General features: G+C 40.7%; 26 protein-coding genes and 1 tRNA gene. 14 read left to right on the forward strand and 13 right to left on the reverse strand.

Annotation, left to right across the window (positions count from 1 at the left end; genetic code table 11):
• Positions 1-25: 25 nt before the first annotated feature.
• Positions 26-898 (reverse strand): AraC family transcriptional regulator, encoded by an 873-nt coding sequence (locus WAE59_RS16800; protein WP_337857131.1) that lies wholly within the window; start codon positions 896-898, stop codon positions 26-28.
• Between the two features lie 175 nt (positions 899-1,073).
• Between WAE59_RS16800 and WAE59_RS16805 the strand changes: the two genes are divergently transcribed.
• From WAE59_RS16805 to mtgA, 5 genes are all read left to right on the forward strand, one after another.
• Positions 1,074-1,667, forward strand: a complete 594-nt coding sequence (locus WAE59_RS16805) for a hypothetical protein (RefSeq protein ID WP_337857132.1) — start codon at positions 1,074-1,076, stop codon at positions 1,665-1,667.
• Positions 1,668-1,874: 207 nt separating this feature from the next.
• Complete coding sequence (gene rpsF / locus WAE59_RS16810; RefSeq protein WP_337857133.1) at positions 1,875-2,234, forward strand: 30S ribosomal protein S6; 360 nt, start codon at positions 1,875-1,877, stop codon at positions 2,232-2,234.
• A complete protein-coding gene (gene rpsR, locus WAE59_RS16815; protein ID WP_131594648.1) occupies positions 2,234-2,497 on the forward strand; it encodes a 30S ribosomal protein S18 in 264 nt (87 codons plus the stop codon). Before rpsF ends, rpsR begins: the two co-directional genes overlap by 1 nt.
• Before the next feature lie 10 nt (positions 2,498-2,507).
• Complete coding sequence (gene rplI / locus WAE59_RS16820) at positions 2,508-2,951, forward strand: 50S ribosomal protein L9 (protein WP_337857134.1); 444 nt, start codon at positions 2,508-2,510, stop codon at positions 2,949-2,951.
• A gap of 84 nt (positions 2,952-3,035) precedes the next feature.
• A complete protein-coding gene (gene mtgA, locus WAE59_RS16825; protein WP_337857135.1) occupies positions 3,036-3,761 on the forward strand; it encodes a monofunctional biosynthetic peptidoglycan transglycosylase in 726 nt (241 codons plus the stop codon).
• A 9-nt stretch (positions 3,762-3,770) separates the two neighbouring features.
• Here mtgA and WAE59_RS16830 read toward each other — a convergent pair whose 3' ends face one another.
• Positions 3,771-4,250 carry an ABC transporter ATPase gene (locus WAE59_RS16830; protein ID WP_337857136.1) on the reverse strand — a complete coding sequence of 160 codons (480 nt, stop codon included), beginning with the start codon at positions 4,248-4,250 and terminating at the stop codon, positions 3,771-3,773.
• Between the two features lie 50 nt (positions 4,251-4,300).
• Between WAE59_RS16830 and WAE59_RS16835 the strand changes: the two genes are divergently transcribed.
• Complete coding sequence (locus tag WAE59_RS16835; RefSeq protein WP_337857137.1) at positions 4,301-4,783, forward strand: hypothetical protein; 483 nt, start codon at positions 4,301-4,303, stop codon at positions 4,781-4,783.
• Here WAE59_RS16835 and WAE59_RS16840 read toward each other — a convergent pair.
• From WAE59_RS16840 to WAE59_RS16850, 3 genes are read right to left on the reverse strand one after another with little or no spacing between them, the layout of a single operon-like run.
• Positions 4,749-5,546 (reverse strand): MBL fold metallo-hydrolase, encoded by a 798-nt coding sequence (locus WAE59_RS16840; RefSeq protein ID WP_337857138.1) that lies wholly within the window; start codon positions 5,544-5,546, stop codon positions 4,749-4,751. The two genes, WAE59_RS16835 and WAE59_RS16840, sit on opposite strands and share 35 nt — an antisense overlap.
• A complete protein-coding gene (locus tag WAE59_RS16845) occupies positions 5,536-6,336 on the reverse strand; it encodes a (Fe-S)-binding protein (protein ID WP_337857139.1) in 801 nt (266 codons plus the stop codon). Before WAE59_RS16845 ends, WAE59_RS16840 begins: the two co-directional genes overlap by 11 nt.
• Positions 6,337-6,349: 13 nt before the next feature.
• Positions 6,350-7,645: a 4Fe-4S dicluster domain-containing protein gene (locus WAE59_RS16850; protein ID WP_337857140.1), complete on the reverse strand. Its 1,296-nt coding sequence runs from the start codon at positions 7,643-7,645 to the stop codon at positions 6,350-6,352.
• Positions 7,646-7,858: 213 nt separating this feature from the next.
• On the opposite strand from WAE59_RS16850, the gene WAE59_RS16855 reads away from it, so the two are divergent.
• From WAE59_RS16855 to WAE59_RS16870, 4 genes are all read left to right on the forward strand, one after another.
• A tRNA-Phe gene (locus WAE59_RS16855) sits at positions 7,859-7,931 on the forward strand.
• A 163-nt stretch (positions 7,932-8,094) separates the two neighbouring features.
• Complete coding sequence (locus WAE59_RS16860) at positions 8,095-9,147, forward strand: response regulator (RefSeq protein WP_337857141.1); 1,053 nt, start codon at positions 8,095-8,097, stop codon at positions 9,145-9,147.
• A 94-nt stretch (positions 9,148-9,241) separates the two neighbouring features.
• On the forward strand, positions 9,242-9,607 hold the full coding sequence (locus WAE59_RS16865) for a hypothetical protein (protein ID WP_337857142.1): 366 nt from the start codon (positions 9,242-9,244) through the stop codon (positions 9,605-9,607).
• A gap of 101 nt (positions 9,608-9,708) precedes the next feature.
• A complete protein-coding gene (locus tag WAE59_RS16870) occupies positions 9,709-10,236 on the forward strand; it encodes a ferritin (protein ID WP_337857143.1) in 528 nt (175 codons plus the stop codon).
• Between the two features lie 230 nt (positions 10,237-10,466).
• Here WAE59_RS16870 and WAE59_RS16875 read toward each other — a convergent pair whose 3' ends face one another.
• Positions 10,467-11,039 carry a thymidine kinase gene (locus WAE59_RS16875; RefSeq protein WP_337857144.1) on the reverse strand — a complete coding sequence of 191 codons (573 nt, stop codon included), beginning with the start codon at positions 11,037-11,039 and terminating at the stop codon, positions 10,467-10,469.
• A 97-nt stretch (positions 11,040-11,136) separates the two neighbouring features.
• On the opposite strand from WAE59_RS16875, the gene WAE59_RS16880 reads away from it, so the two are divergent.
• Positions 11,137-12,159 carry a hypothetical protein gene (locus tag WAE59_RS16880; protein ID WP_337857145.1) on the forward strand — a complete coding sequence of 341 codons (1,023 nt, stop codon included), beginning with the start codon at positions 11,137-11,139 and terminating at the stop codon, positions 12,157-12,159.
• Here the strand turns inward: WAE59_RS16880 and rodA are convergent.
• The 7 genes from rodA to purN form a co-directional block, all read right to left on the reverse strand.
• The gene (gene rodA / locus WAE59_RS16885; protein ID WP_337857146.1) at positions 12,156-13,424 is read right to left on the reverse strand and encodes a rod shape-determining protein RodA; all 1,269 of its coding nucleotides are present in this window, start codon (positions 13,422-13,424) and stop codon (positions 12,156-12,158) included. The genes WAE59_RS16880 and rodA overlap by 4 nt on opposite strands.
• Complete coding sequence (gene mrdA / locus WAE59_RS16890) at positions 13,424-15,376, reverse strand: penicillin-binding protein 2 (protein WP_337857147.1); 1,953 nt, start codon at positions 15,374-15,376, stop codon at positions 13,424-13,426. Before mrdA ends, rodA begins: the two co-directional genes overlap by 1 nt.
• A complete protein-coding gene (gene mreD, locus WAE59_RS16895; RefSeq protein ID WP_337857148.1) occupies positions 15,376-15,891 on the reverse strand; it encodes a rod shape-determining protein MreD in 516 nt (171 codons plus the stop codon). The genes mrdA and mreD overlap by 1 nt, the downstream gene beginning before the upstream one ends.
• Positions 15,881-16,720 (reverse strand): rod shape-determining protein MreC, encoded by an 840-nt coding sequence (mreC, locus tag WAE59_RS16900; RefSeq protein ID WP_337857149.1) that lies wholly within the window; start codon positions 16,718-16,720, stop codon positions 15,881-15,883. Before mreC ends, mreD begins: the two co-directional genes overlap by 11 nt.
• Positions 16,721-16,822: 102 nt before the next feature.
• On the reverse strand, positions 16,823-17,845 hold the full coding sequence (locus WAE59_RS16905) for a rod shape-determining protein (RefSeq protein ID WP_265830026.1): 1,023 nt from the start codon (positions 17,843-17,845) through the stop codon (positions 16,823-16,825).
• 86 nt (positions 17,846-17,931) lie between these two features.
• Positions 17,932-19,458 (reverse strand): bifunctional phosphoribosylaminoimidazolecarboxamide formyltransferase/IMP cyclohydrolase, encoded by a 1,527-nt coding sequence (purH, locus tag WAE59_RS16910; RefSeq protein ID WP_337857150.1) that lies wholly within the window; start codon positions 19,456-19,458, stop codon positions 17,932-17,934.
• Between the two features lie 71 nt (positions 19,459-19,529).
• Positions 19,530-20,108 carry a phosphoribosylglycinamide formyltransferase gene (gene purN, locus WAE59_RS16915; protein WP_337857151.1) on the reverse strand — a complete coding sequence of 193 codons (579 nt, stop codon included), beginning with the start codon at positions 20,106-20,108 and terminating at the stop codon, positions 19,530-19,532.
• Between the two features lie 406 nt (positions 20,109-20,514).
• On the opposite strand from purN, the gene rpsT reads away from it, so the two are divergent.
• The 3 genes from rpsT to WAE59_RS16930 all read left to right on the forward strand — a co-directional run bounded on the left by rpsT (position 20,515) and on the right by WAE59_RS16930 (position 22,284).
• The gene (gene rpsT, locus WAE59_RS16920; protein ID WP_337857152.1) at positions 20,515-20,769 is read left to right on the forward strand and encodes a 30S ribosomal protein S20; all 255 of its coding nucleotides are present in this window, start codon (positions 20,515-20,517) and stop codon (positions 20,767-20,769) included.
• 71 nt (positions 20,770-20,840) lie between these two features.
• The gene (gene radC, locus WAE59_RS16925) at positions 20,841-21,539 is read left to right on the forward strand and encodes a RadC family protein (RefSeq protein WP_337857153.1); all 699 of its coding nucleotides are present in this window, start codon (positions 20,841-20,843) and stop codon (positions 21,537-21,539) included.
• Between the two features lie 10 nt (positions 21,540-21,549).
• Entirely contained in the window at positions 21,550-22,284 is a 735-nt protein-coding gene (locus WAE59_RS16930) for a prolipoprotein diacylglyceryl transferase (RefSeq protein ID WP_337857154.1), read from the forward strand.
• The last annotated feature ends 3 nt before the right edge of the window (positions 22,285-22,287 follow it).

The following is a 22,287-nucleotide window of genomic DNA, read 5'->3' on the forward strand; positions in this document are numbered from 1 at the left end:
CCTTAAAATTTGAAATGAATTGGATTTATTTAAAAACGGAGGTCAGTTCTTTTCTGTATTGCGAGGCATTTTTACCTGTGAATTCTTTGAACAATTTGTGGAAGTGACTGAAGTTGTTAAAGCCGCTTTCATAGCTGATGTTTGCAATGCTCGTTTGTTTTTCTGCCAGTAATTTTGATGCATGGACGATCCGGTATTCATTGACGAAGTGAGTAAATGTTTTCTTGGTGATTTTTTTAAAATACCGGCAAAAGGAGGGGGTCGTCATGTTCACCATATCAGCTATTGAGGATAAATTGATCTCTTCCTGGAAATGGTCTTTAACATAGTTGAAGACCATATTGATCCTATCATTGTCCTGAACCTGCATCTCCATAGAAAAGCCTGCTGCGTTCAATATCTTGTAGTCAGTAGCTTTTTCCAGTTCTTTGAGCACACTTAATAGGGTCAGCAGCCGATCAAATGGCAATTGTTCATCCATAAGTTCTATGCGATCCCCCACGGCTGAAATAGTATCCCTATCAAATGCAATTCCGCCCTTTGCCTTATTGAACAAAGAGGAAATAAACCGTGTCTCTTGCAGATCCAGGAATTCATTTCCGAGAAAATCAGGTTTCATTTGGATCACAGTTTCGTTTTTGTTTCCCGTATTGGTATCGGTAAACCCACAGTGTGGAAGGTTACTTCCAATGAGAATGAGGTCGCCATTCGTATAGTAGGATAAATGACTGCCGATCTGTCTTTTTCCCGAGCCACCATTTACAAAAACCATTTCTATTTCCGGATGATAATGCCATAGGTGAGCTTTATTGTTGAGGTTTTCCTGATACTTTGAGTAGTAAAATGAACTACCGAAAGAGGGTTCAATGACTTCAAAACTTGGCTTGGCGTGTTTCATCTTAACCTTAACTTAATTTGGTGAAAATCAATTCTAATATGCTGCATTTTATTGAAAATGACAACTTGAGGGTAATATAGCATATAAATCTGAAAACCGACTAGGAAATTCGCGATAGATCCTGCTGTATTTTTGCTATTGTTAATTAGTCACACACAAATTAAATAATTATAAGATGAAAAGAATATTAAAAATCAGCTTGATCGCAGCGGCGCTGTTCTTGAGTACTGGAGTATATGCAAATGATGGTGATTTTTCATTTACTGTAAAACCATTAACGGAAAAAAAGATTGCATTTTTTAGCGATAAAGCACAAGTGATGGAGCTTTCTATTTCTACAGCAGATCAGGAAGTTCTGTATCAGGAAGAAATCAAAACCAAAAGTGGTGCGACAACTGTATATGATCTGAGTTCACTTCTTGACGGAACTTATACTTTTAAGTTCCAGAGTTCATCTAAATCTATCGAATATCAGGTAGTAATCACCAAAGGTGAAACTGAAGTATCCAGTCCTAAGATTATTGAAAAGTTGCAGCCTGTTTTTACCCGTGATAATAAAATCATTACACTGAACCTCGACAACACACCTACAGGTCCTATCGAAGTGCAGGTATTGGATGAAGAAAATGAAGTGTTGTACACTTATTCTTTCGAAGGCGGAGCAAAATTTGTTAAGAAATTCAATATATCAGAGGTAGAGATTGATTCGCTTACTTTTGTGCTGAAAGCAAAAGATCAGGAATTGAAAGAAGTTGTGCAGGTCAACTAAGAAAATACAAACGTTTAAAAAAAAGACTGTCTAAATGGGCGGTCTTTTTTGTTTGGATGCATTTCCGGTATGGTCGGAATTATATTTTAGGTTGGTAAAATGAATAATCTAAGCATTATTAGTGATTATCTGTTTGATTAATAGAAATTTATTTCTATTTTTGCAACCCGCAATTGTAGCGGATTAATTATAAAATAAATAATAACAATGAATCAGTACGAAACTGTTATCGTTCTAACCCCGTTGTTATCAGAAGAGGTTGCTAAAGAAGCATTAGCTAAATTCAGCAAGATCATCACTGATAGCGGAGCCGAAATTGTTCAAGAGGACAATTGGGGTTTGAGAAAATTAGCGTATCCGATTGAGAAAAAAGCAAGCGGATTCTTTCACCTTACAGAGTACAAATCTTCAGGTGAATTGATTAGTAAATTAGAGTTGGAGCTTAAGCGTGATGAGCGCGTTCTGCGTTTCCTTACTGTAAGATTAGACCGTCACGCGGTTGCTTACAATGAGAAAAAACGTAGTGGTGCTTTCAACAAAAAACCAAAAACGGAGGTTGCAGGATAATGGCTAAAGATCAGATACAATATGTTACCGCTCCAAAAGTGGACGATAACAGAAAGAAATATTGCCGTTTCAAAAAGAACGGAATTAAATATATCGATTACAAAGACGCAAACTTCCTGTTGAAATTTATCAATGATCAAGGTAAATTATTACCTCGCCGTTTAACCGGTACTTCATTGAAATTCCAACGTAAAGTTGCTCAGGCGGTGAAACGTGCACGTCACATCGGTTTGTTACCTTTTGTTGCTGACCAATTAAAATAGGAGCTGAGAGATGGAAATTATTTTAAAACAAGATATCAAATCCCTAGGGGAAAAAGATGATATCGTTTCTGTAAAGCCTGGATACGGCCGTAACTACCTGATCCCACAAGGATTTGCTCAGTTGGCTACTCCTTCAGCTAAAAAAGTATTAGCAGAAAACTTAAAGCAAGCTGCTTTTAAACAAGATAAAATTAAGAAAGATGCTGAAGGTATTGCTGAGCGTTTAACTGAAGTTAAATTATCAATCGGTGCTAAAGCTGGTGAAACAGGTAAAATCTTTGGTGCAGTAAACACCATTATGATTGCTGATGCCTTGAAACAACAAGGTTTCGATGTTGACCGTCGCCGCATCACTTTCGAAACTGAACCTAAGTTTGTTGGCGAATATGTTGCCAACTTAAACTTGCACAAAGAAGTGAAAGTTAAAGTTTCTTTCGAAGTTGTAGCTGAATAAGCTCAATTAGATCATACAGGAAAGCGCCCCATTTGGGGCGCTTTTTTTATTTAAAATTATCCTGATAAGACTTACCTTTGGTCGATGGCAAGACAAAAGAAAACAATACGCTCCGGCTCAAGACCAACTTTGCTTAGAAGGTTAACAGAAATCGCAACAAAAATTTTTATTTGGTTTTTGTTGGTATCTGTTCTGTGGGTCTTGGTTTATCGTTTTGTCAATCCGCCTATTACCTTGCTAATGATCCAACGAAATATGGAGCGCAACTCAGAAGGTAAGAAATCAAGAATGGATAAGAAATGGGTAGATTTCGAGGATATCTCCGATAATATGAAAAGGGCAGCAGTTTCTGCTGAAGATCAATTGTTTTTGAAGCATCTTGGCTTCGATCTTAAAGCAATAGAAAAAGCTTTTGCTGAAAATAAGAATAGTAAAAAAGTAAAGGGCGGAAGTACGATATCTCAACAGACCGCAAAAAATGTATTTCTATGGCCCGGCCGTTCATGGCTGAGAAAAGGATTTGAGGCTTATTTTACGCTGTTGATAGAGTTGTTGTGGAGTAAAGAAAGAATTCTGGAAGTATACCTGAATGTAATTGAAATGGGTGATGGCATTTACGGGGCAGAAGCAGCGGCTCAAAGTTATTTTGGTAAATCCTGTACCAAACTTAGCCGTTCACAGGCAGCGCTCATTGCAGCTTGTTTCCCAAATCCAAGAAGGTGGACACCCAGGAGGCCAACACAGTATATCAAACATAGACAATACTTAATTATGCGAAATATGCGCAGGTTAGGACCGTTGGATTTTTAAAAAGAAGCGCTATAGCAGGTGTGCAAATACTTTTCCGTGCCAGCTATGTTCGAATGGAACTTCCCATTTATCCTCAAATTCTGCTAAAGTTTGCACCATATTATTGAAGACAATAGTTTGTGGGCCTACTGCTTTGATGTTAATGAGAGTTTCAAAATCTTCTTTATTGGTGACAACAATCTTGTCGTCTACTCTGTAAGCCATGTTGAACCTGTTAAAAAGATCAACACCATATTCTTGCTCAATTTCTTTAACGATACGTACAGATGCATCAATAGAACAGCCGGTTACACCCGCCGAAGCCTCATCAACAACAAAGATAATGAAATAGTTGTAGCGTACATCCGCCTTGGCATTCAACTGATGTCCATGGGCTTTCCACTGCAAGGCAAAGTCATTTAGCTTTTTTTGCAGGGACTGTACCTCTTCATTGGAGAAGGCCCGGTCACTTTGATAGACCCAAACTCTGGATTGTGGAGAAAAACTCATAATCAAAAATACAAAATTATTTAACTTAACATCGCTAATTAGTTAACGTGATGAAGAAGTTTACATTGTCCTTAATAATCTTCCTCTGCCTGCCTTTATACTTGTTTTTTACGGCATTCATCTATGTGAATTCTTTAGAAGAGGATGCAGCATATGTACATAAGTTGCTTAATGACCATTATGATGCTGAGCAGGGAGGGATAGCTGTAAAACGTTATGAACTGTCGATTAACAGCACTGGATTTTGCAGATACAAGCGTTATTTTACCAGCGGTAAAGTCGAATACTTTTCCTTTAACCTGCAGAAATTTAAAGATTTAGACTATTTAGGTAACAATAGGAGGGGACTGTTGTTGCTCAATACAAAAGGTGAGGATGTAATTGTGCAAACTTATAAGGATCGAAAAAACGGAGATGTTGATAGCATGTCGACTTTTTTAACTATCCCCCTTAAAGAAGTAGAGCCTGAGGATCTGATTGAGTTAATGAATCGACTGACTAGAATGAATGCGCTTTTATCGACTCAGAAATAGCGTATACGGGAGTCTCCTCGTATCTGGACGCGATGATGATCTCTACATCACCAGCATGTTGTTTAAAGAGGTTTTGGGCAAGCTCAGGGCAATTGTTGTCTTTAGATAGATGTGAAAGCAACAAATGTGTCATGAAAGCTGGTTTGTGCGTATTAAATAAATCCAGTGCCTGTTTGTTGGAGAGATGTCCTTTGCCACCACTGATCCTTCTCTTAAGGAAATATGGATAGGCGCTGCGGGCCAATAACTCATCATCATAATTGGCTTCCAGAAATGCCGCATGGCATTGTTTAAAGTGATGGATCAGTTGATCACATACTATTCCAATATCTGTAAACACACCTACCTGCGTCCCATTATAGCTAATCAAAAAACTATAAGGATCTGATGCATCATGATACTTGGAAAAAGCAGTGATGCTAAGGCTTCCAATTTGCATTGGGAAATCAGAGTTAAGGAACTTAACGAGATCTCTGCGGAGCAGAAAACGGCAGCCTGCTAGAGTTCCCTCCGATATGTAAACGGGTAAATTATATTTTGCGGCTAAATTACAGAGTCCCTTGATGTGATCTGTGTGTTCGTGAGAGATAAATATGGCCTTTACCTTTTGTATCGATAAGCCCAGTCGCAGCATTCTTTTTTCCGTTTCTTTGCATGAAATTCCTGCATCTACAAGTATAGCGTCAGTTTCATTACCTATGTAATAGCAATTTCCATTACTGCCGGAATTTAGAGATGCGATATGGAGCACATTACAAGCCATTCGCCCTTACTGTAATTTCAGCAATGTCTAAAACCTGGACGTTTTGGTCCTGATCTTTTAGTTTGACGCCATCACGCAACATCGTCATGCAAAAAGGACAACCTGCTGCGATAACATGCGGTTGGGTTTCCAATGCTTCCTCTATGCGTTCTATATTGATGTCTTTTAAGCCTTTCTCGGGCTCTTTAAACATCTGGGCTCCACCTGCGCCACAACATAGTCCGTTTGACTTGCATCGCTTCATTTCGACGAGCTGTGCGTCTAATATTTCGAGGGCTTTTCTTGGCGCTTCATATATGCCATTTCCTCGGCCAAGGTAGCAGGGGTCGTGATAGGTGATTTTTTTGCCTTTAAAACTTTCCCCTCCTTCAGCTTTTAATTTGCCGTCGTTGATAAGGCCCTGAATGAGTTGTGTGTGGTGTATTACTTCGTAAGTGCCCCCGAGTCCTGGATACTCATTTTTGATCGTGTTAAAGCAGTGTGGACAGCCTGTCACTATTTTTTTAACATTATAAGCATTCAGTACCTCAATATTGGTCATTGCCTGCATCTGGAAAAGGAATTCATTCCCAGCTCGTTTAGCGGGATCTCCGGTACAGCTCTCTTCTGTACCCAGAACGGCATATTTAATGCCAACATGATGGAGGATTTTGCAGATATCACGTGTAGTTTTTTGTGCCCTTTCATCATAACTTCCTGCACATCCTACCCAGAATAAAATTTCCGGTTCCTCGCCTTTAGCGATTAGCTCCGCCATGGTTGGCACTTCAAAATTCAATTGCTCGCTCATTTTCCGTGTTTCGTTAATTTTCTTTTGCCCAGTTTAAACGGTCGGCTGGTGAATACTTCCAGGGAGCTCCGTTGTTTTCAATATTGCCTAACATGGCACTAATACTGGATGGAGACTGGGATTCTTCCATTACGGCGTACCTTCTCAGTTCCGTAATGATGGCCAGCGGATCAATATTGATCGGGCAGGCTTGTGTACAAGCATTACAACTTGTACAAGCCCATATCTCTTCCCTGCTGATATAAGAGTCAATCAGGGATTTTCCATCGTCAAATCCTTGGCCGGTCTTGTCAATATTCTTTCCTACCTCTTCAAGTCGGTCCCTGGTATCCATCATGATCTTTCTGGGCGAAAGTAGTTTTCCTGTAATGTTTGCAGGACATACCGAGGTACATCTGCCGCATTCTGTGCAGGTATATGCATTCATGAGGTTCACCCAGCTCAAATCATTTACGTCCTTTGCTCCAAATCTTCCAGCCTCTGCTTCTTCAGGTGTAAACGAGGGATCCAACATTGCTTTAACCTCATTGGTTACACTTTTCATATTGCTGAATTCCCCCTTTGGTTCCAGATTGGAAAAATAAGTGTTCGGAAAGGCAAATAGGATGTGAAAGTGCTTTGAGTAAGGTAAATAATTTAGGAAAGCAAAGATACCGATGATGTGGAACCACCAACAGCCACGTTCTATAGCAATCAGACTATTTATATTATCTGGTAATAGATTTTGTAAATACTGGCTAACCGGAAATGCGCCTGCGTTTATGTAATGACCTGCTCCCAATAACTGCAATTTGGCATCTGCCGCATTCATAGTTAGGAATGCCGACATTAAAAGGATCTCGGTGATCAGGATGTAATTGGCATCAGACTTAGGCCATTTGGCCATCTCTACACCGCTAAATCTCTTTAATTTTAGCAGATTTCTTCTGATCAGGAAAATGGCGCAAGCCAACCAGACGCCTAAGGCAAGAAATTCAAAAGAGCCAATCAGGATATCATATAGTAGCCCTAGACCTCCAAATACGCGGTGTGTGCCAAATATTCCGTCGATCATAATCTCCAGGACTTCGAGATTAATGATGACAAAACCGGCATATACAACAAAATGCAGCGCTGCAGGTATTGGGCGGAAAAACATTTTGGTTTGCCCAAATGCTACTTTAAGCATGGTCATCCACCTTTTCCCCGGCTGATCGAACCGGTCAGCAGCTTTTCCCAATTTGATGTTGCGAATAACTTTCTTGAGGTTATAGCCAAACAAGGCGATTGCCGCCGCTGTAACTGCTATAAATAGAATTTGTGACACCATGTTTGAAAATATCGTTTAATCGTAACGCTAAGTTAAAATAAATACATAAAACAAATTACTATGCATGCATAAAAACGGAAAATTTAGATGCTTTTTAAATAAAAATGACTTATTTGAATTTTTTTTCAAAAAAGATTTTGTCTTTCAAAAAAAGAAACTACATTTGCACTCCCAACCGAGGGGAACATGATCAAAACATGTTAAATATAAGATGGTACGGTAGCTCAGTCGGTAGAGCAATGGACTGAAAATCCATGTGTCGCCGGTTCGATCCCGGCCCATACCACTGCAAAAAGCTCCAGATTTATCTGGAGCTTTTTTGTTATCACACCTCCCCAGCATTATCTGATCCCGCTCATTTTATTTAGTGACCTTAGTCACCTTTTGTTTTTCATCCAATTTCCATATTTGCTTGGCATAATCGTTTCATTTATTAGTAGATTGCCCATATGAAAACCATCCTCATTATCGAAGACAATGCTGATATCCGCGAAAGCACGGCGGAAATTCTTGAACTCGCAGGATATGATGTGCTGCAGGCCGATAACGGGAAAGCCGGAGTAGAATTCGCAGTTCGGCAAAAGGCTGACCTTATCTTATGTGACATTATGATGCCCGAACTCGACGGCTACGGTGTGTTGCACATGCTGAGCAAAAACGAAAAGACTGCAGACATTCCATTTATTTTCCTTACAGCTAAAGCCGAACGCATTGATTTTAGAAAAGGTATGGAAATGGGAGCGGACGATTATCTTACCAAACCATTCGATGATATAGAGTTGCTAGCCGCAATAGAAAGCCGACTAGCAAAAAAAGAAAGACTTGAGGCTTATTTTAGCAAAGCTTTAAATAATCTGGAGCATCTTGCTGCTACTGGCAATAATAATGGTGCTAATGAGCTAAAAACACTAATAGCGGCAAGAAAGATCCGGCACATCAAAAAGAAGCAAGTGCTCTATTACGATGGAGATGAACCGATGGGACTTTACTTATTGCTCAGTGGTACCGTAAAGACATTAAAACTAACAGAAGATGGAAGGCAGCTGATGACCGGACTTTATAAACCCGAAGATTATATTGGAATGAATGCAGTCTTATTGGAAGAACCTTTTGCGGAAACAGCAGAAGCTGTAGAAGATTCATCACTCTGTCTTTTACCAAAAGAAGCCATTCTGAGCCTAATCAATAAGTATCCGGAGATCAGTAGGGAATTTATCAGGATTCTTTCCAACGACGTGCGTGAAAAAGAAGAACAATTGATCGAGCTCGCTTATCATTCCGTTAGAAAAAGGCTGGCACAGGTGCTGTTACGCTTACAGCAAAAGGATACAACTGCCCCTCAGTTTAAAATTTCGAGAGACGAACTTGCTGCTATGGCAGGAATGGCAACTGAAACCGTAAGTCGCACGCTCAGTGATTTTAAAGAAGAAGGTCTCATCGAAAAGAAAGGTAGTTACATTGAAATTAAAGACACACACCGCCTTGCAAGAATGAAAAATTAACACTTCGCAAATAAAAATTAAAAAAATAGCCTCAGCGATTTGGAATAAATCTAAATAATCATAACCTTTGCTTTCGATAAGTTTAAAAGGCGACATGCAAACAACCGCGATACCTACAAGCATTCATTTCGAAGAAGTATTTAGCACCATCAACGGAGCCATTTATCAATCCGATAGTGAGAATTGCTGGTATGTAGATTTTGCAGGTAAACTCGCCCGTTTTGACTACCGCAATCTCCTTAAGCTCAAAAAAGCAGTTTATAAGATTGATATTGAGGTGTTGTTGCTGGACAGTACCAAGACGCCTGACCTCGAGATTTTGTTCATTTGTGCATGTGATCATTGCTACGTACTGTCTCTTATACAGATCATTGCATTGAAGGAATTATTGCAGGGAACATTCGTCATGCTGGAACTCAATCACATTATTTACGATAGGCTGAAACGTATAGTGGCCTGATTTGCTTAGAATTAGAATCTTTCCATATTGCTTTTAAATGAAGCAAATGATTTTTATTGCCCTATTTTTGTAAGAGCAAATAGGAATAAAATAATAAGACTATGAAAGATATCATGCGTGCTAAGTGTTTAATCTCATCGGAAATTGAGACACTTATCAATCAACAAATAAAAAAAGAAGCCCATTCATCAGCAATTTACCTGTCAATGGCCTCATGGTGCAACCAACATGGTTACGATTTTTCTTCTGATTATTTCTTTAAGCAGGCAGAAGAGGAGCGTGAACACCAACTGAAATTCTTTAAATATGTACTTGATATGGGTGGAAATGCCATCTCTCCTGAAATCAGTGACATTAAAGCAGAGTACAACTCTTTCCGCGAAGTGTTTGAAGAGGCCCTGGATCAGGAAATTGCTGTTACTCAGTCTATCAAGAACATCGCAGCAAGATGCCACAAAGAGCAAGATTATGTGACCCTTGAATTTTTAAACTGGTTCTTTAGAGAGCAAAGGGAAGAAGAATACAAAGCCCGTCGTGCCCTCGAATTGTTCGACGTGATTGGAGAAGAAGGAACTGGCAGATGGCAGATCGACAAACACGTTGGTGGAATCAGCTATACTGAAGGATAAAATCAAATTTAAGCTTGTCCTCTAAGGACAGGACATTTTTAAAGGTATATATTGCTGCAAATGCAGACCATATATACCTTTTTTCGTATATTGATGTACACGAAGGACATGTCAAAGAAGAAAGATAAGAAGCTCTCTAAGCAGGATAAAAAAGATAAGAAGAAAAAGGACTGTTGTGAGAAGTACCTTAGGGGGAAGCGATGTAAAAACTGTCCGTTGGGATAAGGAATTTAGCCCAGGTGGAAACAGCGTCGGCAACGGGGTTCGTAGCTGTCTTTTTCTCCCAATAACACCTTGGCTTCGCTTGCTGCGGTCCGAAAGGAATACATAGCGGGACTTCCACATCTTACGCAAACAGCATTCACCTTGGTCACGAGTTCAGCAATGGCCATTAAAGCGGGGATTGGGCCAAATGGCTTTCCCTGAAAATCCATATCCAGTCCCGCAACAATCACCCTAATTCCTTTTTCCGCCAGTTTGTTGCAAACTTCTGGAAGGCCGTCGTCAAAGAATTGAGCTTCGTCAATGCCTACAACCTGCGTATCCGCATTCAATAATAAAATTGCCGAAGAAGTTTCAACAGGTGTAGAATGTACCGAATTAAGGTCATGGGATACCACCGCATGTTCATCGTACCTGGTATCTGTCTTTGGTTTGAAGATTTCCACCTTCAGCTTGGCGATCTCAGCCCGTTTCAATCTCCGCAATAATTCCTCTGTTTTACCTGAAAACATTGAGCCGCAAATTACTTCTATGCTGCCGCAAAACTCTCCTCTTCTGTAATTTTGTTCGCTGAATAACATCTGTTCGGGGATACTTAGAGGCAGCTAATATCAGAATTTTGTAGTATTTTTGAATGTTAAGTTACCAACAAAAACTCAGTTTCCGCGTTATAGAACTATGATGAACCAAGAAGATATTTTTAAAAAGATAGGGCAGATTTTAAATGAACTGCAGGACCAGTACGATTTTCTAGCACAAAATCCTCAGCAATTGAATGAATTAGAGCTTGAACTATTCCTTGCAAATGCCAACTTCTTGTCTGACCACGTACAAATCGTCAGAAAAATAAATAGTGCCAGAGCAGTCAAAGAACTGTCCGACTCTACGCAAAGCTTACAGCCACAAGTTAACGCTCCGGTAGATATTGCTTTGCCGGAGGTAAGTAGCAGCACTGAACCTGTTATTCATATTGCTCCGGTTCCGGAACCTAAAGTTGAGGAAGTACAGATGGAACAAATCGAACTGGAAGAGCTGCAGCAGGAAGATGTGCTGGAACACGAACGGGCAAGTTTCGAGTTCATCCTGAAAGAAGAACCACTTTCAGATAGATTTGAATTTGAAGAAAAATCAGTAAATGAAATCTTCGACCGACCTTTGAGTGAAGAAGAACAACGAATTATCGCCGCCAAACAGAGACAGAATGAAGTTGTGCCAGAGCCACCTTCACCTGAGGTTGATCCTGTGTTGCCCATCCAGGCTGAAGCATCCTTCGTTGTAGACAAGCCGGAGGAAAAAGAAGTATCGCTTAAACCGACAGCGCAGCCGATACTGGATAATGTTGAACAGAAGATTGTTCAACCTCCTGTAGCTGCAAATGTAGCTAAACCTACACTAAATGATCTCCTGGCTGCCCGTAATAGTGGCCATGCTACCTTCAACGAAGGAAATAATAAACCTGCCATTACCGATCTTAAGGGAGGCATCAGCCTCAATGAAAAGCTGCTATATATTAAAGACCTTTTCAATGGTTATAACCTTGCCTATTCTGAAGCCATAGATCTGATCAACAAAATGCCTGATTTGAAGACTGCTGATGTGTTTCTGCAAAAGAACTATGCAGAAAAAAACAACTGGGCAACTAAACAACATACGGTAGATAAATTTTATGCTTTATTGGCTCAGCGCTTTCCCGAAGGTTAGATAAAGCCCATCCGGTTTGAATCCAGTTTCAAAAAGATGAATAACAGGATGGTGAAACTCCATAGTGAGGAACCTCCGTAACTAATGAACGGTAAGGGAATGCCAATCACCGGTACTATGCCGATCGCCATTCCGATATTAATGAATACGTGGAAAAACAAGATGCAAGCTACGCAATAGCCATACACCCTGGAGAAGGTTGAGCGTTGGCGTTCAGCAAGATTGATCAGTCGGAGTAATAAGAATACAAATAATCCGATGACTACGAAGGCCCCGGCAAATCCCCATTCTTCTCCTATAGTTGAAAAGATAAAATCTGTACTTTGCGCTGGTACATAACCATATTTGGTCTGAGTACCTTGTAAGAAGCCACGACCAGTCAACTGGCCTGAACCTATTGCAATTTTAGATTGAATCACATTGTAGCCCACTCCCTTTGGATCCATTTTCAATCCGAGGATCAGTTCAATACGGGTACGCTGATGCGGTTTTAAAACCTTCTCATACGCTAACTTCACTACAAATAAATAAGCTATGGCTACTACAGTAACTGCTATTGCCGAGAACATGATCTTTTGCTTACGTCTGTTCTGATAAATAAACATTCCGCCAATGGCAAGAATGACGGGAATCAGGATATACATGGGGACGAGAAAATCGGCAACAAACAATACGATCATGCCTAAAAAGATCAGGAGAAAATAGCCCGAAAGCCCTTCACGGTACATCGGGAACATAAAAGCCAAAAAGACCAATGCCGATCCAGTGTCTGGCTGCATCATGATTAAGAAAAGTGGAATCCCCACAATAAGTGCTGCAAAAGCAATCGAGCGGAAGTCCCGGAATTTCGGACTAAAGCTGCTGATGTAACGCGAAAGGAGTAAGGCAGTCCCAAACTTGGCAAATTCGGAGGGCTGCAATCTGAATCCTCCCGGTAAAGAGATCCAGGCCTGGTTTCCTCCTACATTTCTTCCTACCACTAGTACTGCCAATAGCAGGAATATGGTCACTCCGTATACGATAGGGGAAAATACACTGAAGAATTTGGCATCCAGTAACAGGATAGAAAAGCCCAGTACCATGCCTGCAATAATATATATCAGTTGTTTGCCATAGTTGCTTGCGAAGTTGAATGCAGAACTATCCGCAGAACTGGGTACTGAGGCATAGATGTTCACATAACCAATGGTACAAAGCGCCATGTAGATCAGGATAGTGATCCAGTCTACGTTGAAAAAGAACCTGTTGCTTTGCTGATTGTTCATTATTTCGTAGAAGTGGGCTGTTTATTTAAATTGATCGGTTTTAGGTCGGGATTGACCAAAGCTTCAGGCTTCAAATTGATCGTATCTGGTAATTTTACCGGTTTTGGCTTTGGCTTTCGTGGTTCAGGTAGGACGATTTGTTTCTTCATCCATTCCACTTCTGCCCTTCTACCTCCTGAAACACTATCTTTCAGGTATTTCTCGGTGATATAACTGGCTATAGGCGCTGCGTAAGCGCTACCAAAACCGGCGTTCTCTACGATTACCGCTATGGCAATCTTAGGATTCTCTCTTGGTGCAAAGCCGATGAAAACCGAATGGTTTTTTCCACGTGGGTTTTGTACTGTACCAGTCTTTCCACACATCACTACATCGCTGATTCTGGAAGCGATTGCCGTGCCCCATGGAGCATTTACAGCATCTTGCATTCCATCTATGACGGGTTCAAAATGTCTTGCATCAATGTCTACATAGTTCTTCTTCACATATTCCTTCTTGATGATGTGATTTTTTCCTATCGACTTAACCAGATGCGGTTTGATGTAATAGCCCCTGTTGGCAATTACGGCCATTATATTCGCCATCTGTAAAGGTGTCGCATCCATTTCTCCCTGCCCGATGGCTAGCGAAATGACGTTAGTAAAGCCCCAATATTTATTATGTTTTTCAGAATAATAAGCTGCATCATAAAAGTGTCCGGGCCGTTCAGAAGGCAAATCAATCCCCAATTTCTCTCCCAGTCCCCATTTTTTTACTTTATTGTACCAGTCCTCATACGCAAGCCGCTGATTTTTATATTTACGCTGTGTGATGAGCTTTTGAAAAACGTAACAGGCATAGGTATTGCAAGATCGGGCCAGACCTCGTCTCAGTGCAATGTTGAAATCCTGGTGTTCACACCTGATCTTCTGTCTTCCTGCCATAAAATATCCCGGACAGTAGAAGGTGGTATTCGGGTCGATGACCCCATCCTGAAGCCCAATAAGTGCATCCAAAGGTTTGAATGCGGAACCCGGCGAATAATAGCCCTGTATCGGACGAATGGTCATTGGCCGGTTTGGATTATCATTCAGGTTAATGAGCTTCATGTAGTTATTGCCTTGATTCCTGCCTACCATCAGGTTCGGATCATAGCCCGGACTGCTTACAAAAGCAAGTACTTCTCCTGTAGCAGGCTCTATGGCCACAATACTACCTACTTTGTTGCGCAGAAGTTCTTCACCCAGTTTTTGTAGCCTGGAGTCTAATGAAGAGATTAATTGCTCACCAGATACAGCCGGAGTATCAAATTTACCCTCACTATAACTGCCTTTCGGCACATTGTGTACGTCGTAGAGCATATTTACTACGCCTCGTTCACCCCTTAGGTTTTTCTCGTAAGATTTCTCTATTCCAGACTTTCCGATATAATCTCCTGAACGGTAATAGCCCTCTGACTGTTCAATTTCCTTAGGCGTCACCTCTTTGATATAGCCTACAAAATGACTTGCGATGCTATCTGGATATTGCCTGATGGTTCTGCTCTGCACAAAGAACCCCGGGAATCTGGATAACTGCTCAGATAAAGATTGATAGATTTCAACAGAAAGTTGTTTTTCGATGATGCTTGGCTGGAACCTGGACAAGCGACGTGCTTTTCTAAAGTTTTTATTGAATTTGACTGTATCCACACCAATGATTTTGCACAAAGAAACCGTATCAAATTCTTTTACATCATTTGGGATGGCCATAAGGTCATAAACAGGTTCATTCTGTACCAGGATTTTTTGATTTCTATCGAGAATTACCCCCCTCGCAGGGAAAGTATATATTTTTCGCAATACATTGCTTTCTGCAGAAAGAAAGTACTTATCGCTTGCTACCTGTATATAGAAGAGAGTCCCCAATAAGATTAGGGCCACCACGATGAATAAGCCTTGTATGATGTATTTTCGGTTAAACAGATTGTCCATTAGCGTGCCCTTCTGTTATAAAAGATAAACTCAATCAGCAGGATCACAAATAGCGTAAATACACTGCTTGCCAGGCAGCGCAGAAGGGTGTATACAAACTCCGTAAGCCGGAAAGTTTCCAAAAAAAAGAGTACAAGGTGGTGGGAGAACGTACAAAGTACAGCGTAAAAGAAGAACCATTTAAAGCCCATATTACCCAATGTAGGTTCTGGTTCATCAAAATTGTCCCTGCTCACCGTTACAGCAATAAATGAGATCCTGACGAAAGTCAGCATCACACAGGCGGCAGTATGTACACCCAATGTATCGTAAAATGCATCTAGTGTGAGTCCTGTGATGAAGGCAATCAGGTATAATAATAAATTTGGCGTACTGAAGGGGAGGAGCAACAGAAAGAGAATATATACAAATGGCGTAGCCATATTGTAAAAGCTCATGTTTCTCAGGATCAGGATCTGAAACAAAAGTAGTATAAACCACCGGATTATATTTACGACTACTAATCTACTGTTCATTCGGCAATTTAGCTTCTAATTCTTCTTGTTCCTTTGCAAATTTATTTTTGATCACATACACATATTGTAGTGAACTGAAGTCATTGAATAATTTGACTTCTATGGTTTTGAAATTTTCCCCTTTAGACATGCCCGTATTACTCACTGTACCTACCGGGGTAGCTGCAGGGAAGGTAGAGTAGATAGAAGTCACCACCGTATCGTTTAGGTTCAGTTTAAAATGATTGGGAATTTCCGTGATTTGGGCTATCCTGTAATCAGAATTGCCATCGCCCCATTCCAATGAGCCAATGGCATTGTTCTTTTTAACGCTGACGCTAATTTTTGTTTTCTTGTGTAGCAGCGACATGATGGTAGCCAGATGATCTGAAACATCATGGATATAACCAACCACTCCACGGTTGGGAGATATGACCGGCATACCAGCTTTTAAGCCGTCAAGGCTACCTTTATTGATGGTAATGAAATTATTCCGGTTGGTAATGGAGTTTTTGATCACCCTTGCTGGTAGGTAGGTGTACTGAGGCATACCTGCAGTATCTTTTACCAAGGTTTCTTTAGTTGTGTCTACCAGTTTTAAGTTAAGGATTTCTGTCTTCAATCTGGCGTTTTCTATGGCCAAACTGTCATTTACAGCCCCAAGGTTCATGTATTTCTTCAGTACATTCAGATTATTGTATACATCACCGACTACCTGATTCGTCGAATTGATGGTTACACTGCGCTGATAAGCATTGTTTTTAATGGTTAGGAAAATCCCTATAGAAAAGAAAATAATGAAAAAGAAGAATGCGTTATATCTGTTTATGAAGATCCAAAGGTTACGCATATCTGTTAGTCTTAAGTGGTCAGTTTTAAGTATTAAGTTTTCTAAGAGTCCTTAAAAAGCGGAGCCTTGTGAAAACTTAATACTTTAAAACATAAAACTCTTTTATTGCATTAAAAATTTAAAACCACCTATATTTTTCAGGGCGATACCAGTACCACGTACTACAGCACGGAGCGGATCTTCTGCAACATGGACCGGTAGTTTCGTTTTTGCAGCCACACGCTTATCGAGTCCGCGAAGCAAAGCCCCCCCGCCAGTTAAGTAAATACCAGTCTGGTAGATGTCTGCAGAAAGCTCAGGAGGAGTAATCTCCAAAGCCTTTAAGATCGCCTCTTCAATTTTAGAAATCGATTTATCCAGACAGTGCGCAATTTCAGTATAAGAAACTGTGATCTGTTTCGGTACCCCAGTCATCAAGTCCCTTCCCTGTACTGCAAAATCTGCAGGTGGGTCTGTCAGCTCGGGCAATGCCGCACCTACTTCTATTTTGATCTTCTCCGCAGTACGATCACCGATCATGATGTTGTGCTGGCGGCGGATATAATTTACAATATCAGAATCAAAGTTGTCGCCCGCAACACGGATACTTTGGTCGCATACGATACCGGAAAGGGCGATTACCGCAATTTCTGTAGTACCACCACCGATATCGATGATCATGTTACCCATTGGTTCTTCCACATCAATCCCGATACCCACAGCAGCAGCCATAGGCTCATGGATCAGATAAACTTCTTTTGCACCGGCAATTTCTGCAGAATCCCTCACTGCACGTTTTTCTACCTCAGTAATGCCGGAAGGGATACAGATGACCATCCTTAGTGAAGGGAACATCCAGCCCTTACCGCCGTTCAGCATGCGAATCATTCCTTTGATCATTGCTTCCGCCGCATTGAAGTCTGCAATTACCCCATCTTTCAAAGGACGTACTGTACGGATGTTATCGTGGGTTTTACCCTCCATCTGCATGGCTTGCCTGCCTATCGCTATAATTTTGTTTGTTTGTCTGTCAAAGGCAACAATCGATGGTTCATCAACTACTACTTTATCGTTATGTATGATCAAGGTGTTTGCTGTACCTAAGTCGATAGCAACCTCTTGTGTAAACCAATTAAATAAACCCATTTATAGGTGATAATTTATGATTAAAAATTCTATGTACTATACTAATGTAAAACTACATCTTTTTATTGTATTCAGTGACAAATAAATTAGTGTTTAAAATGTCTGACACCGGTAGTGACCATAGCAATTCCTTTTTCATTTGCCTTATTGATAGAATCTGCATCTTTTATAGATCCACCTGGCTGTAAAACGGCAGTAATTCCTGCTTCAGCAGCGATTTCTACGCAATCAGGGAAGGGGAAAAAGGCATCCGATGCCATTACAGAACCTTTCAGGTCGAAACCAAAAGCGTCCGCTTTCACAATAGCTTGTTTTAAAGCATCTACTCTTGACGTCTGGCCAACACCACTAGATAGTAACTGGTCATTTTTCACGAAAACAATGGTGTTCGACTTGGTGTGTTTTACAATTTTATTGGCAAAGAACAAGTCGTTCAATTCTTGCTCAGTAGGTGCTTTTTCAGTTACGGTGGTCATTTGTTCCGGACCTTCGATTACGAGGTCTTTATCTTGTTCGATCACCCCGTTCAATAAAGTCTTAAATTGCTTGCTGCTCAGCTCTACTTCGTTCCTTTGCAGTATAACGCGGTTCTTCTTAGCGCGGAACAGTTCTACCGCCTCTGGTTCATACGAAGGTGCAATCAAGACTTCAAAAAACAGTTTGTTGATCTCAGTAGCAGTAGCCAGGTCGATCTCGCGGTTTGCAATCAGTACACCGCCAAAAGCAGATACCGGATCACAGGCCAATGCGACATTCCATGCTTCCAGAATGGTCGGTTTGGAAGCCAGGCCACAGGCATTTGTATGTTTTAAAATAGCGAAAGTAGGTGCTTCAAACTCGTCTATCAGCGCTACTGCAGCATCTACATCTACGAGATTATTGTATGAAAGCTCCTTGCCGTTCAGTTTCGTGAACATGGCATCCAAATCACCATAAAACACGCCTTGCTGGTGAGGGTTTTCCCCATATCTCAAAGTTTGCGCTTGCGCAATGCTATGTTTAAATACAGTAAGCGGCTCTTCCGTGTTGAAATAATTGAAGATCGCTGTATCATAGTTTGATGATGTATGGAATGCTTTTTTGGCAAAAGCCTTACGTTGCGCTAAAGTTGTCTCGCCGTTTTGTGCCTCTAGTTGACCTTGTAGTACCGAATAATCATCTTTCGAAGCGAGGATCAACACGTCGTTGAAATTTTTAGCTGCAGCCCTGATCAGCGAAATACCGCCGATGTCAATTTTTTCAATGATTTCTTCTTCAGATCCACCTGCTTTAAGTGTTTCTTCAAACGGATATAAATCCACGATAACCAGATCTATTTCAGGTATCTCATATTGAGCAATCTGTTCCTGATCTGAACCGAGGTTCCTGCGGTTTAAGATACCTCCAAATACTTTAGGGTGTAAAGTCTTTACCCTGCCGCCCAGGATAGAAGGATAGCCGGTGAGGTCTTCCACTGCGGTAACAGGTAAGTTTAAGTCTTTAATGAACTGTTCTGTACCTCCGGTAGAAAACAATTGTACACCTTGCTTTGCAAGCAACTGCACCAATGGCGCTAAGCCATCTTTGTAATAAACTGAAATTAAAGCGTTTTTGATCTTTATAGATTGACTCATCAGAGAAAAATTTTGAGCCGCAAAATTAGGATTTTTTAACTGATAATAATAGTGTGTTTTTGCAAAATCTATTATTTTTTTATCTTTTTGATGATGGTGTCTATCACCCTTGGATAGTGCTGATGCTCAAGCTGCTGTCCCTTGAATTTGACCATTTCCAGATTGTCTTCCTTGTCAATGCGGTATTTGGCCTGATAGATATATTCCCCTTCATCATAGTTTTCATCTACATAATGTATGGTGATTCCACCTTCGGTCTCACCAGCGGCGAGCACTGCATTGTGTACATGGTCGCCATACATGCCCTTTCCTCCGTATTTAGGTAAAATGGCAGGATGGATGTTTACGATCCTGCCTGGGTATTCTGAGATGAGATTTTTTGGAATCAACCATAGGAAGCCAGCCAATACAATCAGATCAATATCGAGATTTTTTAGCATTTCTATGATACTGTCACTGTGGTAAAACTCCTTTCTGTCGAAAATATGAGAAGGAATCTCAAAGTTGTCGGCCCGCTGCAATACATAGGCGTCAGGATTGTTGGTCAATACCAAAGCGATTTCTACCTCTGGACTTCTTTTGTAAAGCTCCATGATTTTTTGAGCATTGGATCCTGATCCTGAGGCAAATATAGCAATACGTTTTTTCATAGCGGTAGACCTTTGTCCCCAAAAATAACATTTTACAGGCTTATTGAAAGTTTTATTAGCGAATTAGCTGCTATTTTTACCTTAACAGGGATTGGGCTGAATAAGGATTAAGAGCAGATTCGTAAGGGATTGCTTGGGTAAAAGGTACCTTTTGCCCAAGCAATCCCGACCAAAGCCCCTGCGAATCCCGAAGCTGGTGGTTTGGAGGCCCGCACTCAAGCTGCGGGATATCTTTAGGTAAGTCGAGAATACTGGCCTTGTTCTGATCTATTGTCTGATAGGGAATTAATTGAAAAATATTTTTCTTATCATTTTGTAATTTAAAAACATAAGTCATATATTTGCAGTCCGAAAAATAGAAAGAATAAGGGTCTTGGCTCTAAAATGAAAATATTAATAACAAAAAATGGCAAATCATAAATCTTCATTAAAAAGAATTAGAACAAACGCAACTAAACGTTTACGTAACAGGTACCAGGCAAAAACAACTCGTACGTTTATCAAAAGATTGCGTGCTGCAGAAGATAAAAAAACTGGCTTAGAATTGCTTCCTAAAGTAGTTTCTATGTTAGATCGTTTGGCTAAAAAGAATGTTATTCACAAAAATAAAGCTGCAAACAACAAATCTAAGTTGACTAAATTTGTTAATGGCTTAAAATAAGAATAGCTTTACAATATTAAAAAGGGATATGCATCGCATATCCCTTTTTTTATGTTTAAAAAATTATTCTTATGAAGTCATATTCGGTGAAACTGGGAATTAAGCTTTGGGCGGAGGCAGATCGGCCCCGTGAAAAGTTGATGCTCAATGGGCGTCGGCACCTTACGGATGCTGAACTCATTGCTATTCTGATCGGTTCTGGAAGCCGGGATGAAACCGCAGTGGAATTGAGCAGGCGGATCCTCGCCTCATGTGACAATGACCTTGATGCGCTAGGTCGGCTTTCTCTCAAGGAGCTCTGCAAATTTAAAGGTGTAGGGGAAGCTAAAGCGATTTCCATCGTCGCCGCGCTCGAACTTGGACGAAGAAGAAAAGATGCTAACACTAAAGAAATGCAGCAAATTTCCAGTTCAGCCGATGCTTTTCGTCTGCTATTGCCCATGTTCGCCGACCTGAACCACGAGGAGTTCTGGATACTCGCACTTAACCAGGCCAATTTTGTGATCGGTAAGTACCTGATCAGCAAGGGTGGACTCGCCGGTACGGTAGCAGATCCAAAGATCATCTTTAAGGTAGCACTGGAAAATAATGCGGCAAATATCATCCTTGCCCATAATCATCCTTCTGGCAACGTGAAGCCGAGTAGTCAGGATATTAATATCACTAAAAAATTAGTAGAAGCTGGCAAAATGTTAGACCTGTTTATATTGGACCACCTGATCATCACCAATAAAAAATATTATAGCTTTGGTGACGAAGGATTAATTTAAACCTATACCGATGCTTGTGAAATTCCCTGTGCAATTTGAATTATTTGGTCAACTATACCATTGGCATTACATTTTTGAATTGTTGGCGTTTTTTACTGGAGTACGACTGTATTACTATCTTAGAAAAGGGATTCATGATCCGATCTCAGATGAGAACCGTCTTTGGATTATGTTGGGAGCTATGTTTGGTGCGTTGATAGGTTCCAGGGTGGTAGCTATTCTGGAGGATCCGGAATCCCTGGCAAATCTGAGTTTCAGTCTGCTCTATCAAAGTAAGACAATCGTGGGCGGATTGCTGGGGGGCTTGTTTGGTGTAGAGCTGATCAAAAAATATATTGGGGTCAACACCGCTTCAGGAGATGTATATGTGATCCCCATCATCGTCGCATTGTTCATTGGACGAATCGGTTGTTTTTCCATGGGGATAGATGAACCGGTATATGGTTTGCCTACAACTTTCTTCCTGGGGATGGATTTAGGCGATGGCATTCGCAGGCATCCTCTGGCACTTTACGAAATGATGTACATGGTACTACTACTGATGATATTCAACGGAATAAGACATAGATCAATGCGGAATGGGGAGCGGTTTAAGCTCTTCATGGTCCTGTACTTTCTTTATCGGTTCTTGATAGAATTCCTCAAACCCTACCATCCTTTATTTCTAGCTTTGAGCAGTATTCATTGGTCTGCTCTGTTTATTTTTCTGTATTATTATAAATTCATCCGCCGAATGGTGCTTTAACGT

The organism is Pedobacter sp. GR22-6, assembly GCF_037402555.1.
Taxonomy (GTDB): Bacteria; Bacteroidota; Bacteroidia; order Sphingobacteriales; family Sphingobacteriaceae; genus Pedobacter.

Bases quoted from the DNA above. Each gene is read 5' to 3' on its own strand.
- WAE59_RS16800 (WP_337857131.1), bottom strand. From the start codon at position 898: ATGAAACACGCCAAGCCAAGTTTTGAAGTCATTGAACCCTCTTTCGGT.
- WAE59_RS16805 (WP_337857132.1), top strand. From the start codon at position 1,074: ATGAAAAGAATATTAAAAATCAGCTTGATCGCAGCGGCGCTGTTCTTG.
- rpsF (WP_337857133.1), top strand. From the start codon at position 1,875: ATGAATCAGTACGAAACTGTTATCGTTCTAACCCCGTTGTTATCAGAA.
- rpsR (WP_131594648.1), top strand. From the start codon at position 2,234: ATGGCTAAAGATCAGATACAATATGTTACCGCTCCAAAAGTGGACGAT.
- rplI (WP_337857134.1), top strand. From the start codon at position 2,508: ATGGAAATTATTTTAAAACAAGATATCAAATCCCTAGGGGAAAAAGAT.
- mtgA (WP_337857135.1), top strand. From the start codon at position 3,036: ATGGCAAGACAAAAGAAAACAATACGCTCCGGCTCAAGACCAACTTTG.
- WAE59_RS16830 (WP_337857136.1), bottom strand. From the start codon at position 4,250: ATGAGTTTTTCTCCACAATCCAGAGTTTGGGTCTATCAAAGTGACCGG.
- WAE59_RS16835 (WP_337857137.1), top strand. From the start codon at position 4,301: ATGAAGAAGTTTACATTGTCCTTAATAATCTTCCTCTGCCTGCCTTTA.
- WAE59_RS16840 (WP_337857138.1), bottom strand. From the start codon at position 5,546: ATGGCTTGTAATGTGCTCCATATCGCATCTCTAAATTCCGGCAGTAAT.
- WAE59_RS16845 (WP_337857139.1), bottom strand. From the start codon at position 6,336: ATGAGCGAGCAATTGAATTTTGAAGTGCCAACCATGGCGGAGCTAATC.
- WAE59_RS16850 (WP_337857140.1), bottom strand. From the start codon at position 7,645: ATGGTGTCACAAATTCTATTTATAGCAGTTACAGCGGCGGCAATCGCC.
- WAE59_RS16860 (WP_337857141.1), top strand. From the start codon at position 8,095: ATGAAAACCATCCTCATTATCGAAGACAATGCTGATATCCGCGAAAGC.
- WAE59_RS16865 (WP_337857142.1), top strand. From the start codon at position 9,242: ATGCAAACAACCGCGATACCTACAAGCATTCATTTCGAAGAAGTATTT.
- WAE59_RS16870 (WP_337857143.1), top strand. From the start codon at position 9,709: ATGAAAGATATCATGCGTGCTAAGTGTTTAATCTCATCGGAAATTGAG.
- WAE59_RS16875 (WP_337857144.1), bottom strand. From the start codon at position 11,039: ATGTTATTCAGCGAACAAAATTACAGAAGAGGAGAGTTTTGCGGCAGC.
- WAE59_RS16880 (WP_337857145.1), top strand. From the start codon at position 11,137: ATGATGAACCAAGAAGATATTTTTAAAAAGATAGGGCAGATTTTAAAT.
- rodA (WP_337857146.1), bottom strand. From the start codon at position 13,424: ATGAACAATCAGCAAAGCAACAGGTTCTTTTTCAACGTAGACTGGATC.
- mrdA (WP_337857147.1), bottom strand. From the start codon at position 15,376: ATGGACAATCTGTTTAACCGAAAATACATCATACAAGGCTTATTCATC.
- mreD (WP_337857148.1), bottom strand. From the start codon at position 15,891: ATGAACAGTAGATTAGTAGTCGTAAATATAATCCGGTGGTTTATACTA.
- mreC (WP_337857149.1), bottom strand. From the start codon at position 16,720: ATGCGTAACCTTTGGATCTTCATAAACAGATATAACGCATTCTTCTTT.
- WAE59_RS16905 (WP_265830026.1), bottom strand. From the start codon at position 17,845: ATGGGTTTATTTAATTGGTTTACACAAGAGGTTGCTATCGACTTAGGT.
- purH (WP_337857150.1), bottom strand. From the start codon at position 19,458: ATGAGTCAATCTATAAAGATCAAAAACGCTTTAATTTCAGTTTATTAC.
- purN (WP_337857151.1), bottom strand. From the start codon at position 20,108: ATGAAAAAACGTATTGCTATATTTGCCTCAGGATCAGGATCCAATGCT.
- rpsT (WP_337857152.1), top strand. From the start codon at position 20,515: ATGGCAAATCATAAATCTTCATTAAAAAGAATTAGAACAAACGCAACT.
- radC (WP_337857153.1), top strand. From the start codon at position 20,841: ATGAAGTCATATTCGGTGAAACTGGGAATTAAGCTTTGGGCGGAGGCA.
- WAE59_RS16930 (WP_337857154.1), top strand. From the start codon at position 21,550: ATGCTTGTGAAATTCCCTGTGCAATTTGAATTATTTGGTCAACTATAC.